This window comes from Streptomyces sp. C1-1 (assembly GCF_050214755.1).
In the GTDB taxonomy this organism is placed as follows: Bacteria; Actinomycetota; Actinomycetes; order Streptomycetales; family Streptomycetaceae; genus Streptomyces.
Window position 1 is genome coordinate 9,122,136 of record NZ_CP189826.1, and the last position, 12,352, is coordinate 9,134,487.

13 protein-coding genes are annotated in these 12,352 nt (G+C 74.1%); 1 reads left to right on the top strand and 12 read right to left on the bottom strand.

Features of this window, described 5'->3' with window-relative positions; genetic code table 11:
• Positions 1-4 precede the first annotated feature (4 nt).
• The 12 genes from hypE to ACQF4J_RS41560 form a co-directional block, all read right to left on the bottom strand.
• Positions 5-1,039: a hydrogenase expression/formation protein HypE gene (gene hypE, locus ACQF4J_RS41505; protein WP_351566938.1), complete on the bottom strand. Its 1,035-nt coding sequence runs from the start codon at positions 1,037-1,039 to the stop codon at positions 5-7.
• Positions 1,036-2,142 carry a hydrogenase formation protein HypD gene (gene hypD / locus ACQF4J_RS41510; protein WP_427168110.1) on the bottom strand — a complete coding sequence of 369 codons (1,107 nt, stop codon included), beginning with the start codon at positions 2,140-2,142 and terminating at the stop codon, positions 1,036-1,038. The genes hypE and hypD overlap by 4 nt, the downstream gene beginning before the upstream one ends.
• Positions 2,139-2,765: a CBS domain-containing protein gene (locus tag ACQF4J_RS41515; protein WP_351566933.1), complete on the bottom strand. Its 627-nt coding sequence runs from the start codon at positions 2,763-2,765 to the stop codon at positions 2,139-2,141. Before ACQF4J_RS41515 ends, hypD begins: the two co-directional genes overlap by 4 nt.
• A complete protein-coding gene (locus ACQF4J_RS41520; RefSeq protein ID WP_427168111.1) occupies positions 2,758-4,119 on the bottom strand; it encodes a Ni/Fe hydrogenase subunit alpha in 1,362 nt (453 codons plus the stop codon). The genes ACQF4J_RS41515 and ACQF4J_RS41520 overlap by 8 nt, the downstream gene beginning before the upstream one ends.
• Positions 4,116-4,868, bottom strand: a complete 753-nt coding sequence (locus ACQF4J_RS41525) for an oxidoreductase (RefSeq protein ID WP_351566927.1) — start codon at positions 4,866-4,868, stop codon at positions 4,116-4,118. The genes ACQF4J_RS41520 and ACQF4J_RS41525 overlap by 4 nt, the downstream gene beginning before the upstream one ends.
• A 1-nt stretch (position 4,869) precedes the next feature.
• The gene (locus tag ACQF4J_RS41530) at positions 4,870-5,676 is read right to left on the bottom strand and encodes an FAD/NAD(P)-binding protein (RefSeq protein WP_351566924.1); all 807 of its coding nucleotides are present in this window, start codon (positions 5,674-5,676) and stop codon (positions 4,870-4,872) included.
• Positions 5,673-6,137: a Crp/Fnr family transcriptional regulator gene (locus ACQF4J_RS41535; RefSeq protein ID WP_351566921.1), complete on the bottom strand. Its 465-nt coding sequence runs from the start codon at positions 6,135-6,137 to the stop codon at positions 5,673-5,675. Before ACQF4J_RS41535 ends, ACQF4J_RS41530 begins: the two co-directional genes overlap by 4 nt.
• Positions 6,137-7,273: a 4Fe-4S dicluster domain-containing protein gene (locus ACQF4J_RS41540; protein WP_351804211.1), complete on the bottom strand. Its 1,137-nt coding sequence runs from the start codon at positions 7,271-7,273 to the stop codon at positions 6,137-6,139. The genes ACQF4J_RS41535 and ACQF4J_RS41540 overlap by 1 nt, the downstream gene beginning before the upstream one ends.
• Before the next feature lie 135 nt (positions 7,274-7,408).
• Positions 7,409-7,666, bottom strand: a complete 258-nt coding sequence (locus ACQF4J_RS41545) for a HypC/HybG/HupF family hydrogenase formation chaperone (RefSeq protein WP_351566915.1) — start codon at positions 7,664-7,666, stop codon at positions 7,409-7,411.
• A 6-nt stretch (positions 7,667-7,672) separates the two neighbouring features.
• Positions 7,673-9,958 (bottom strand): carbamoyltransferase HypF, encoded by a 2,286-nt coding sequence (hypF, locus tag ACQF4J_RS41550; RefSeq protein WP_427168113.1) that lies wholly within the window; start codon positions 9,956-9,958, stop codon positions 7,673-7,675.
• Entirely contained in the window at positions 9,955-10,443 is a 489-nt protein-coding gene (locus ACQF4J_RS41555) for a hydrogenase maturation protease (protein WP_427168114.1), read from the bottom strand. Before ACQF4J_RS41555 ends, hypF begins: the two co-directional genes overlap by 4 nt.
• Before the next feature lie 195 nt (positions 10,444-10,638).
• Positions 10,639-11,283, bottom strand: a complete 645-nt coding sequence (locus tag ACQF4J_RS41560) for a universal stress protein (protein WP_427168115.1) — start codon at positions 11,281-11,283, stop codon at positions 10,639-10,641.
• Between the two features lie 164 nt (positions 11,284-11,447).
• On the opposite strand from ACQF4J_RS41560, the gene ACQF4J_RS41565 reads away from it, so the two are divergent.
• Positions 11,448-12,350, top strand: coding sequence for a universal stress protein (locus ACQF4J_RS41565; protein ID WP_351566903.1), 903 nt, complete (start codon positions 11,448-11,450; stop codon positions 12,348-12,350).
• Positions 12,351-12,352 lie beyond the last annotated feature (2 nt).

The window sequence follows — 12,352 nt, forward strand, 5'->3', positions numbered from 1 at the left end:
AGTCTCAGCAGATGCGCGGCAGTTGCTCGCCGAGGGGCATCTCCACGATGCGACGGGCGCCCACCAGCGTCCGCAGTGTCGCCCGGCCCGACGGGCCTTCGTGCAGCACCTCCCCGATCCGGACCGCCCCCGCGCCCTCCGGCAGCGACCGCATCGCCGTCAGCGCGTCCTCGGCGGCATCCGCCTCGACGAACACCACCATGCAGCCCTCGTTCGCGACGACCAGCGGATCCAGGCCGAGCAGGTCGCACGCGGAGGCGACGGCCTCCGGTACGGGAACCGCGCTCTCCTCGATCTCGACGGCTACCGACGAGTCCCGGGCGATCTCGTTGAGCGAGGCGGCCAGCCCGCCCCGCGTGGGGTCGCGCAGCACGTGCACGGCGGCACCGAGCGGCTCCAGGGCGTGCACCAGGCGGTGCAGCGGACGGCTGTCGGAGGCGATGTCCCCCTCGAAGCCCAGGCCCTCGCGGGTGCTGAGCACGGTCGTGCCGTGCAGCCCGATCGGCCCGGAGAGCAGGACCGCGTCGCCGGGGCGGGCGTTCGCCGCCGACGGGCACAGCGGCGCGCGCCGCTGCCCGACCCCGGTGGTGTTGATGAACAGCCGGTCGGCGGCGCCGCGGCCCACGACCTTGGTGTCACCGGTGATCACGGGCACGCCCGCGTCCTGGGCCGCCTTGCCCAAGGAGGCCGTCACCGCCCGCAGTTCGGACAGCGGCAGCCCTTCTTCGATGATCAGGGAGACGGACAGCGCGAGCGGCCGGGCGCCCCGCATCGCCAGATCGTTGATGGTGCCGTGGACGGCGAGGGACCCGATGTCCCCGCCGGGGAAGAACAGGGGGCTGACGACGAAGCTGTCGGTGCTCATCACCAGGTCCGGCAGACCCGGCAGCAGCGCCGCGTCCTCCAGCGGTCCGCCGGCCCCGCCGACCGCGGGCAGCACCAGGGTGTCGAGGAGTTCCTCGGTGAGCCGGCCGCCGGCGCCGTGGCCCAGCAGCACGACCTCCTCCTCGTGCCGGGGAGTCGGGCATTCGATGGTCATGGCGTGCTCCTCGCCGAAGCGGTGCGTCCGGCCGCGTGGAAGGCGGCACACGTGCCCTCGGACGACACCATGGGCGCGCCGAGGGGATGACGGGGCGTGCAGCGGGTGCCGTACGCGGGGCAGTCGGTGGGCAGCTTGGCGCCGGTCAGGATGGCGCCCGCGATGCACTCGGGGTCCTCCACGGGCCGCAGCCCGCCCACGTCGAACCTGCGGGCGGCGTCGAACCCGGCGTAGGCGTCCGCGAGTTCGAGCCCGCTGTCGGGCAGTGCCCCGATGCCCCGCCAGGACCGGTCGGCGACCTGGAAGACCTTCCGTACGGCCTCCTGGGCGTCGGTGTTGCCCGAGCGGCGCACGGCCCGCACGTACTGGTTCTCCACCTCGAAGCGGCCCGCCTCCAGCTGCCGGACGGCCATCAGGACGCCCTCCAGCAGGTCCAGCGGCTCGAATCCGGTCACCACGATCGGCACCCGGTGGCGGGCGGCGATCGGCTCGTACTCGGTCCAGCCCATCACCGCGCACACGTGCCCGGCCGCCAGGAACGCCTGCACCTCGCAGTCGGGGTCCTCCAGCAGCGCGGTCATCGCCGGCGGCACCAGGACATGGCTGACCAGCATGGAGAAGTTGGTCAGCCCCAGCCGGGCGGCGTGCAGGACGGCCGTGGCGTTGGCGGGCGCCGTCGTCTCGAAGCCGACCGCGAGGAAGACGACCTCCCGGTCGGGGTGGGCCGCGGCCAGGCGCACGGCGTCCATCGGGGCGTACACCACCCGGACGTCGGCGCCGCGCGCCCGCAGGGACAGCAGGTCGGTCTCGCTGCCGGGCACGCGCAGCATGTCCCCGAAGCTGGTGAAGATCACGCCGGGGCGGGCGGCGACGGCCATGGCCCGGTCGAGGGTCTCCAGCGGGGTGACGCACACCGGGCAGCCCGGGCCGTGGATCATCCGCATCCCGGCGGGCAGCAGCTCGTCGATGCCCTGGCGGACGAGGGTGTGGGTCTGACCGCCGCACACCTCCATGATCCGCCAGGGCCGGGTGGCCGTGCGCCGCAGCTCCTCCAGCAGTCGCCGGGCGAGCGCGGGGTCGCGGTACTCGTCGAGGTACTTCATCGCTGCGCGAGGTCGAGCCGGATGTCCACGACGCCCTCCACGGCCCGCACCGCCCGCGCCACGATCGGCACGAGGGTACGGTCGGGCAGCACGCCGCCCAGGGTGACCACGCCGTCGGCCACTCTCACCGTCAGGGGAGTGGTGATCGGCAGCTGGCCCAGGACGCTGTGGCTGACCTCCTCGGCGATCTCCTGGTCGTCCCGCAGGAAGACCTTGAGCAGGTCGCTGCGGCTCACCACGCCCTGCAGGATGCCCACCGAGTCCACCACCGGCAGCCGCTTGACGTGCCGGCGGGCCATGATGCGGGCGGCCTCGGCGACGGTGGCGTCGGCGTGCACGGTCACCGCGGGGGTGCTCATCAGCTCGCCCGCGGTCAGCGCGGCCGCCTTCTCCCGCTCGGTGCGCTCCGCGTCCTCCTCGCCGCCGTCGCGGAACTCCTCCTTGGGCAGCAGATCCGCCTCGGAGACCACGCCGACGACCCGGCCCTCGCCCACCAGGACGGGCAGGGCGCTGACCTTCCACTGGTCGATCAGGCCGACGATCTCCTTGAAGGAGGCGTCGCGCCCGACGGCTATGACGGTCTGCGTCATCACATCGCTCACGGTGTACGGAGATTCAGGCACGGTGGCCTCCCGCGGTCGGGCCCGAGGTACGGACGACGGTCAGGTCGAGGAAGTGGGTGGAGCACGAGATGCACGGGTCGTGGTTGCGGATCGCCCGCTCGCACAGGGCCGTCAGCTCGTCGTCGTCCGGGTCGTGTTCGCCGATGGCGGCCTGGGTCATCCGGCGCAGGTCGTCCTCGATCGCGCCCTGGTTCTGGGCGGTGGGCGGCACCATCGTCGCGTCGGCGACCAGGCCCTCGGCGTCGATCTCGTAGCGGTGGTAGAGCACGCCGCGCGGGGCTTCCGTGGCGCCGTGCCCGACGCCCGCCACCGGCGGCACCTCGGTGTACGGCGACGCGGGCGGCTCGTAGCCGTCGATGATGCGCAGCGCCTCGCCGACGGCGTACACCACCTCGACCGCCCGCACCAGAATGGACCGGAACGGGTTGCGGCACACCGCGCCCTCGCGCGGGTCGCCGAGCCCCGCCGCCACGGCCGCCTCCAGCGCCACCGGCGACAGCAGGGAGCCGCTGACCGCGAACCGGGCCAGCGAGCCCGTCAGGTGCAGCCGTCCGTCGAGCCGCGAGTGCAGGGCGGTGGAGTGGGCCACATGGGTCTCGGTGACATGCTCGGTGAACTCCCGCACCGGGAAGGAGCCTCGGCTTCCGTCGGCGCGCAGCACGGTCGGCGTGCCGCCCTCGATCGCGTACGTGTCCGCCGCGGCCAGCGCCAGCAGGTCCGCGTCGGTGCGCGCCTCGGGGAAGTCGAAGCCCGCCACCCAGCGCACGGTCTCCCACGCGTCGTCCAGTGCCTGTTTCAACTGCTCGCGCAGCGGCCGCAGTTCGGCGCGGGCCGGGACACGGTGGAAGCCGCCCAGCCGCACGTTGATCGGGTGCACGGCGCGGCCGCCGACCAGCTCCATGATGTCGTTGCCGGCCTTCTTCAGCCGCAGCCCCCGCTCCACCTCGGCCCGGTGCGTCCGGGCGAGGTCGATCGCGCTGGGGCGGCCCAGGAAGTCCGGTGCGTGCAGCAGATAGATGTGCAGGGCCTGGCTCTCGATCCACTCGCCGCAGTACAGCAGCCGGCGCAGATCCCGGATCACCGGGTCCACCTCGACCCCGCAGGCGTCCTCGATCGCCGCGCAGGCACTCATCTGGTAGGCCACCGGGCAGATCCCGCACACCCGGGCCGTGATGTCGGGCGGCTCGGTGTAGGACCGGCCGCGCAGGAACGCCTCGAAGAAGCGCGGCGGCTCGTAGATCTCCAGCCGCGCCTCGGTGACCGTGCGGTCGTGTACGTGCAGGCGCAGTGCGCCCTCGCCCTCGACCCGGGACAGCGAGCCGACGTGCAGGACACGGGATCCGCGGTGCGTCACTTGCCCAACTCCTTTTCGAACGCGGGGGCGTTGAAGGTGTGCAGGAAGCGCACCACGGCGTCCTCGTCCATACCGTCACGGCGCAGCACGGGGATCAGCGCGGGCAGGTTCACCGAGCCGGAGGGCCCGAAGCAGCCGAAGCAGCCGCGGTGGTAGGCCGGGCACAGTGCCCCGCAGCCGGCGTGCGTGACCGGGCCCAGACAGGGCGTGCCGTGCGCCACGGTCACGCAGACCGTGCCGCGCCGCTTGCACTCGAAGCACACGCTGTGGTCGGGGACGTCCGGCTTGCGGCCGGCCAGGAACGCGGTCAGCACCTCGATGAGCTGGCGCCGGTCGATCGGACAGCCGCGCAGCTCGAAGTCGACGTCCACATGGGCCGAGACCGGCGTGGAGGTGGCGAGCGTCTCGATGTACTCCGGGTGCGCGTAGACGGTGCGCCGGAACTCGTCGACGTCCGCGAAGTTGCGCAGGGCCTGGATGCCGCCCGCGGTCGCGCACGCCCCGATGGTCACCAGGTGCCGGGAGGCGGCCCGGATCTGCCGGATGCGCTCGGCGTCGGCGGGCGTGGTGACCGAGCCCTCGACCAGGGACAGGTCGTAGGGTCCGGGCTGCACCGCGCTGGAGGCCTCCAGGAAGTGCGCGATCTCCACCTCGCCGGCCAGCGCGAGGAGTTCGTCCTCGCAGTCCAGCAGGGTGAGCTGGCAGCCGTCGCAGGAGGCCAGCTTGAACACCGCGAGTTTCGGTGCCATCTCACAACTCCCTTACCGAAAGCAGGGGTTCGGCGCGGCCCCAGTCCACGACGGGGCCCTCCTGGCACACCAGCACGGGCCCCAGCTGGCAGTGCCCGCAGTGCCCGGTCGCGCAGCGCATGTTGCGCTCCAGCGAGACCTGCACACGGTCGTGGGGCACTCCGTGCTGGATCAGTTCGCGTGCGGTGGCCCGGATCATCGGCTCGGGCCCGCACACGAACGCCGTCGTCTCCTCCGGCTCGAAGTGCGCCCGCCCCAGCAGCTGGGTGACCACGCCGACGTCCCCGCGCCAGTCCGGCTCGGGCTGGTCCACCGTCACCCCGGTGTAGGCCGTGGCCCAGCTCGCCACCTCGGCGCGGGCGATCAGGTCGCTCGGGGTGCGCGCCCCGATCAGGACGTTGATGCGCCGGTACGCCTCCGGCTCGGCCAGCGCGCCCAGGATCAGCGGGCGCAGCGGGGCGAAGCCGATGCCGCCCGCCACGATCACCACGTCCCGCCCGCGCGCCCGCTCCAGCTCCCAGCTGCTGCCGTACGGTCCGCGGATGCCGACGACGTCGCCGACCCGGGCCGTGCACAAGCCGTCGGAGACCGCGCCGACCGACCGCACGGTGTGCGCGAGTCCGCCCGTGGCCTGCACCGAGCTCACCGACACCGGGATCTCGCCGCGGCCGAAGGCGTGGACCATCGCGAACTGTCCCGGCAGGAAGTCCGGGAGCGGGCGGCCGACCGGCTCGAACCGCAGCGTGACCGTGTCCGCGGTCTCCGGGCGGCGGGCGACCACGCGATGGGGGACCGGCACGGCGGTCATCGCTCTTCCTTCGTCTCGTAGATGCCGTAGAGGTCCACCAGCCGGGCGCGCGCCGCGTTGAGCCGGTGGGCCAGCACCCGGCCCACCCAGTGCTCGACCGCGCGCCCGAACTCGGCGTCGTTCAGGCACATCAGACGGACGGCGACCGCGTCGAACTCGTAGGCCCGCACCGAGGTCACCGCTCCGGCTCCGAGCTGCCACACGAACGGCTCGTACATCCAGGACCAGCCGACGAGGTCGCCCACCCCGATCGTCTCGATGACGGGCGGCCGGCGGCCCGGCACGTGCATGTCGAGGGCGACCGTCCCACTGCGGACGATCCAGAAGCGGTTGGCGTGCGCGCCTTCCTCGAACAGGCGGGCGCCCTGCGGGAAGTCGGCCTCACGGCCGACGCGCAGCAGCCGCTCGCGGTGCTCGGCGGGCAGGGCGTGGTTCATGCGCAGGGCGATCGAGGGGGGCATCAGTCGGTCTCCGTTTCGAGTTCGGCCTTGAGCGCGGCCACTTCCTCGGTGATGTCGATGCCGACCGGGCACCAGGCGATGCAGCGCCCGCAGCCCACGCAGCCCGAGGTGTCGAACTGGTCGTGCCAGGTGGACAGTTTGTGAGTGAGCCACTGCCGGTACCGGCTGCGGGCCGAACGGCGTACCGGCCCGCCGTGCAGATAGGAGAAGTCCAGGTCGAAGCAGGAGTCCCAGCGCTGCCAGCGCTCGGTGTGGTCACCGGTCAGGTCGGTGACCTCCTCCGTGGTGGTGCAGAAGCAGGTCGGGCACACCATCGTGCAGTTGCCGCAGGTCAGACAGCGCTCGGCGACGTCGTTCCAGCGCTCGGCGTCCAGACTCGAACCCATCAGCGTCCTGAGGTCGACCGGTGGCAGCGAGCGCCCCATACGGTCCCGGGCGCCGTCCACCGAGGCACGGGCGGTGTCCTCGGTGACCGGGTCGGCCGCGCGATGCGGCACCCGCGCCAGCAACTCGGCACCCGCCTCGCTGCCGACGCGCACCAGGAACCGGTGCCCCTGCTCGTCCACGACCTCCGTCAGCGCCAGGTCGTACCCGGGGTCGGCGGCGGGCCCGCCGCCCATGGAGACGCAGAAGCAGGTGGCGCCGGGGTCGGTGCACTCGGCGGCGATCAGCAGCGCCCCGGACCGGCGCCTGCCGTAGCCGGAGTCCTCGTACCGTCCGCCGGCCAGCACCCGGTCCTGGATGGCGATCGCCCGCAGATCACAGGGCCGCACGCCGAGGAAGGCGTACGACGGGTCGTCCGGCTCCTCGGCGCTGAAGGTGACCTCGCCGTCCGGCTTCCGGTCGGCGCTCCACAGCCGCTCCCGCGCCGGGTGCAGGAAGTTCTTCCAGGACTGCGGGCCCGCGCTGTGCGCGAAGGCGGCGCCGTCCTCCCGCCGCACCAGCCGGTACCGCCCGGCCTCCAGCTCCACTCCCCAGCCGAAGGGCAGCGCGTCCGCGGAGTCCAGCTCCGCCAGCACGACCGCCCCGTCACGGACAGTCGGCCCGACGACGGTCCGCCCTTGTGCCACCAGTGCCGCGACCAACGCGTCGAGGCCCTCCCGGTCGAGCACGGCCGGCGCTGCGGTGGCGGTCATGACGGTCCTCCTCGTCGAAAGGCGGTCGTACGAATCCACTTTCAGGTTGTGTCGTGGGGCAGGCCAGTGGCAGGGGCCGACCGGCCCTCCCGCACGAGCCGACCGGGCACTCGACCCGGGACGGCCCGAACCGGTCTACGGCAGCGGTTCGCCCAGTTCGCTCTCGACCGCTCCCGCCATCGCCCGCAGCACGTCCAGCGTCCGCCGGGCCTCCTCCTCGTCGACCGTCGTGATGGCGAAACCGACGTGCACGATGACGTACGCGCCCACGTCGGCGTCCGGCGTGCAGCTCAGACAGACCTCACGGCGCACACCCCCGAAGTCCACCGTCGCCATCCGCAGTCCTGCGTCGTCGTGCACCTCCACGACCCGCCCCGGAATCCCCAGGCACATCAGTCCTCATCCCTTCGCACCGAGCCGCGCCGCCGCGACCGCCGCCTGTCCGTAACTGATCCCGCCGTCCCCGACCGGCACCTCACCGCCGACCAGCACCCGCAGCCCCTGCGCGTGCAGGCGCCGCTTCACCTCGGTCAGCAGCCGGCGGTTGACGAAGCAACCGCCGCCCAGACACACCGTGTGCGGCGCGCCGTCGGCCACCGCCTGGGCGACCAGCTCCGCGGTGACGATCCCGAGCGTCAGATGGAAGGCCGCGGCCAGGGCCTCCACCGTTTCCCCGTCGAGCCGCCGCCGCAGCAGGTCCGCGACGGTCGGCGTGGGGTCGTACACCCACAGGCCCTGCGCCCGCACGACCCGATGGGCCAGCGGCACCGCGTGCAGATCGCCCGCCGCCGTCTCCAGCAGGACGGCCGCCTCGCCCTCGTATCCGGTCCGGTCGCACAGTCCGAGCAGGGAGGCGACCGCGTCGAAGAGCCGTCCCGCGCTGGACGCGCGCGGGCAGTTGACGTTCCGGGCGACCATGACCCGTACCGCGGTCGCCTCGGCCGGGTCGAGCCGTTCGGTGAAGGGCCGGGTGAGCCAGGGGTACGGCCGCGGGGAACCCAGCGTCTCCGCGCCGAGCAGCAGCCCGAGGGCCGTACGGGAGGGGTGGCGCACCGCCGAGTCGCCGCCGGGCAGGGGCGCGGTCGCGAACCGGCCGACGCGGCGGAAGCCGCTGAGCCCGGCGACGAGGATCTCGCCGCCCCACAGGGTTCCGTCGTCGCCGAGCCCCAGCCCGTCGTAGGCCACCCCGATGAACGGGCCCCGCACCCCGTGCTCGGCCGCGCACGCGGCGACGTGCGCGTGGTGGTGCTGCACCGCCATCCGCGGCACCGGCTGCGCCTTGGCCCAGCGGGTCGACAGATAGCCGGGGTGCAGGTCGTGCGCGAGGACGGCGGGTTCGATGCCGGTCAGCCGCTTGAGATGTTCGTACGACGCCACGAACGCGTCGTGGGTTGTGACGTCCGCCAGGTCGCCGGTGTGCGGCCCCAGATGGGCGCGGCCGTCGGCGGCGAGCGTGAACGTGTGCTTGAGCTGGGCGCCCACCCCGGCGACCGGCCGCTGTGCGCGCAGCGGCAGGGGAGCGGGGGCGAGGCCGCGAGCGCGGCGGACGGTGATCCGGGTCCGTCCGGCGAACTGCACGACGGAGTCGTCGTAGCGGGAGCGGATGGACCGGTCGTGGGTGAGGAAGCCGTCGGCGACACCGGCGAGCGCGTGCCGTGCCTCGGCGTCGTCGATGGAGAGGGGCTCGTCGCTGAGGTTGCCGCTGGTGACCACGAGCGGGCGGGCGAGTTCGTCCAGCAGGAGGTGGTGCAGACCGGTCGTGGGCAGGAACAGGCCGACGCGGGTCAGGCCCGGGTGCACCTCGGCGGCCAGCGGGGGAGCGCCGTGCCACCTGCGCCGGGCCAGCAGGACCACGGGGCGTTCCGGGGAGGTCAGCGCGGCCTGTTCGGTGGCGCCGGCGCGGGCCAGCCGGTCCGCCGCGGGAAGGTCGGCGACCATCACGGCGAAGGGCTTCGTGGGACGGCGCTTGCGCCGCCGCAGCTCCGCGACGGCCGCCGGCTCGCCCGCGTCGCACACCAGTTGGTAGCCGCCCAGGCCCTTCAGCGCGACGATCCCGCCGTCGGCGACCGTCTTCACGGCCGCCCGCAGCGCCTCCTCGCCGCGCAGCTCGTCCCAGGCCAGCCGCGGCCCGCAGACCGGGCAGGCGACGGGCTCGGCGTGGAAGCGGCGGTCGGCCGGGTCGGCGTACTCCGCGGCGCAGTCCGCGCACAGCGGGAAGTGCCGCATGGTGGTGCGGACCCGGTCGTAGGGCAGGTCCTCGATGATCGAGGCCCGCGGGCCGCAGTCCGTGCAGTTGATGAAGGGGTAGCGGTGCCGGCGGTCGGCCGGGTCGCGCAGCTCGCGCAGACAGGCGTCGCAGATCGCCGCGTCCGGGGGGATCTCGCGGGACGCGGCGTCCGGGGCGCCGGGCGGACTGTGCCGGACCAGGAAACCCGCGGGGAGATACGTCCGCACATCGTCGCTCAGCCGGATGCGGCGCACCCGGGCCAGGGCCGGGGCGTCGGTGCGCAGGCGGGCGGCGAACTCCTCGATGTCCCGGGGCGGGCCGGCGACCTCGCCCTCCACGTGCCCGTTGACGTTGGCCACCCAGCCGTCCAGGCCCAGCGCGGACGCGGTGCGGTACACGAACGGCCGGTAGCCGACGCCCTGGACGATGCCCTCCACCTGGAAGCGCCGTACGGTCATGACCGGCTCCTGGCCGTGATCTCGTCCTCGACCGCCGCCACGAGGGGCTCCACGGCGGCCGCGACGGCGGCGGACAGGCCGGTGCCGAAGTCGCTGTCGGCGCCCTCGACGGCGTAGACGACGAGATGTTCCGGCAACAGGCCGAGGACGCGGGCCAGTTCGACGGCCTCGCCCAGTCCCAGCCCGTGCGAGCTGGTGGCGGACGGCGGCGCGATGTGCCCGGCGTCGAGTTCGAGGCGGTGCACGCGGCCGGGGGTGCCGGGGTGGGCGTGCGCGGCGTCCACGACCACGGCGAGCCCGGCGCCCTCCCACAGGCCGATCAGCCTGCCGGGGTCGCCGTCGCAGGTGGCGAACACCGTGCCGGCGGGCAGCGGACGGTCCCCGGCCCGCTCCTTCAGACGCGCGACCACGGCCCAGCCCACGCCGTCGTCGCGCCGGAACTCGTTGCCGACGCCGATCACGGCGATACCCGTGCGTGTCCTCATGCCCTCACGGTGGTTCGCCGACCCCGGACCCCGCATGGGCCGAACGGACCCGTGCACCGGGCCGACCCTCCCCACCATGCGAACCTCCCCCCAGCGAGTCACCCGGCAGCGACGACGACCACGCACCGCACCGGCGCCCGTCCCGCACTCGCCGCGGTCCTGCGGGCCACCACGGCGACCGGGCACCCGCCGCGGTCATCCGGCCACCACGGCGACCGGGCACCGGGTCGTCGCGAGTACCGCGGATGCCGTGCGGCCCGTGCGGTGGCCCAGGACCAGGAGGCCGGCGGTCGTGGAGGCGTGGGAGAGGGCCTGGGGCGGCGGGAAGGACAGGACGTCCTGCTGGACCTCGACGTCCGGGTATCGCGCCCGCCATGGCCGAAGCGCGTCCGACAGCACCTGCACCTCCTGGTCCTCCCAGGTCGCACGGTCCTCCTCGGGCACGGCGAAGGGCGTCTCGGCGGCCTCGGCGGGCAGCGTCCAGGCGTGCACCGCGCGCAGCGCCGCCCCGCGCAGCCGCGCCGCCTCGAAGGCGAAGCCGATCGCCTCGTCCGCCGGGTCCCGGCCGTCGACGCCGACCGCCACCCGGTCGGGCAGCCGCGCCGGCGGGTCCGGCACGAAGACGACGGGCCGGCCGGACACCGCGGCCACCGCCCCGCGCGCGTCCGCCGCGGGTGAGGGCCGTACCAGCAACTCCACGTCCCGGCCCGCCCGGTGCGGCTCGGCGAGATCGCCCGAAGACAGCGTCAGCCCGCGCAGCCGCGCCTCCCGCTCGGCCCACGCCACCGCGGCCCGGCCCGCCGCGGAACCGTCGTCACCCGCGACGACCACTCGCCCCATGCCGCATCCCCTTCCGCCCGTTCGACCCCCACCGTGCCCGCCGGACGCCGCCCGCGACAGAGGGCCGAACGGTCCCCGCTCGAAGACCCGGCGGCCCATATCGCCGCCCCGGGCGCGGGACGACGCTGGGACCGAGGAGCAGACCGAGCGCTGGAGGTGCGCACATGCTTCCGCCCGTCATCGCCGGAGTCGACGGCTCCGCAGAGAGTCTCGCCGCCGCCGAGTGGGCCGCCCGGGAGGCGGCCCGCCGAGACCGGCCGCTGCGGCTCGTGCACGCCTGGAACTGGCATCCCCGCCAGGGCGAGGGCGAGCCGGCCACGGCCGCCGAGCGTTTCCTGGCCCGCCGCGCCCTGCGTGCGGCCGAGGAACGCGTCCACCGTGTCAGCCCGAACGTCAAGGTCGAGGACGAACAGGTCGAGGGACCCGCGACGGCCGCCCTGTTGAAGGCCGCCGAAGAAGCCGACCTGCTCGTGCTGGGCTCGCGTGGCCTCAGCGGCTTCACCGGATTCCTGGTCGGCTCGGTCGCCCTCGGAGTGGTGGGGCGGGCCCGCGGGCCCGTCGTCCTGGTCCGGGCGGACGAGGAAGCCGCGGACGAGCACCTTCCGGCGGCCGACGGCAGCGCGTCCGAGGACACCGGATACCGCGACGTCGTCCTCGCCATCGACCTGAACGACCCCTGCGACGAGGTGATCGAGTTCGCCTTCGAGGAGGCCCGGATGCGCGGTGCGCGTCTGAAGGCCGTCCACGCCTGGCAACAGCCCTCCGCGATCGGCCTCGGCCCCGGAGACCTCGGACTGGTCGCCGAGTCCGAGCGGCCCGGGGAGTGGCTCGGCTTCCTCGGCGCCGTGCTCCACGTGTGGCGCGAGAAGTATCCCGAGGTCGAGGTCGTCGAGACCGTGACCGAGGGCCGCCCGCAGTCCGTGCTGGTCCGCGCCGCCTCCGGAGCGAGCCTGCTGGTCGTCGGCCGCCGCACCACCGAACACCCGACGGTCCCGCGCACCGGCCCCGTCGCCCATGCCGCCATCCACCACGTCGGCTGCCCCGTGGCCGTCGTCCCTCACGCCTGAGA

Bases quoted from the DNA above. Each gene is read 5' to 3' on its own strand.
- ACQF4J_RS41530 (WP_351566924.1), bottom strand. From the start codon at position 5,676: ATGACCGCCGTGCCGGTCCCCCATCGCGTGGTCGCCCGCCGCCCGGAG.
- ACQF4J_RS41540 (WP_351804211.1), bottom strand. From the start codon at position 7,273: ATGACCGCCACCGCAGCGCCGGCCGTGCTCGACCGGGAGGGCCTCGAC.
- ACQF4J_RS41560 (WP_427168115.1), bottom strand. From the start codon at position 11,283: ATGGGGCGAGTGGTCGTCGCGGGTGACGACGGTTCCGCGGCGGGCCGG.
- ACQF4J_RS41565 (WP_351566903.1), top strand. From the start codon at position 11,448: ATGCTTCCGCCCGTCATCGCCGGAGTCGACGGCTCCGCAGAGAGTCTC.
- hypE (WP_351566938.1), bottom strand. From the start codon at position 1,039: ATGACCATCGAATGCCCGACTCCCCGGCACGAGGAGGAGGTCGTGCTG.
- ACQF4J_RS41535 (WP_351566921.1), bottom strand. From the start codon at position 6,137: ATGCCCCCCTCGATCGCCCTGCGCATGAACCACGCCCTGCCCGCCGAG.
- hypD (WP_427168110.1), bottom strand. From the start codon at position 2,142: ATGAAGTACCTCGACGAGTACCGCGACCCCGCGCTCGCCCGGCGACTG.
- ACQF4J_RS41545 (WP_351566915.1), bottom strand. From the start codon at position 7,666: ATGTGCCTGGGGATTCCGGGGCGGGTCGTGGAGGTGCACGACGACGCA.
- ACQF4J_RS41555 (WP_427168114.1), bottom strand. From the start codon at position 10,443: ATGAGGACACGCACGGGTATCGCCGTGATCGGCGTCGGCAACGAGTTC.
- hypF (WP_427168113.1), bottom strand. From the start codon at position 9,958: ATGACCGTACGGCGCTTCCAGGTGGAGGGCATCGTCCAGGGCGTCGGC.
- ACQF4J_RS41525 (WP_351566927.1), bottom strand. From the start codon at position 4,868: ATGGCACCGAAACTCGCGGTGTTCAAGCTGGCCTCCTGCGACGGCTGC.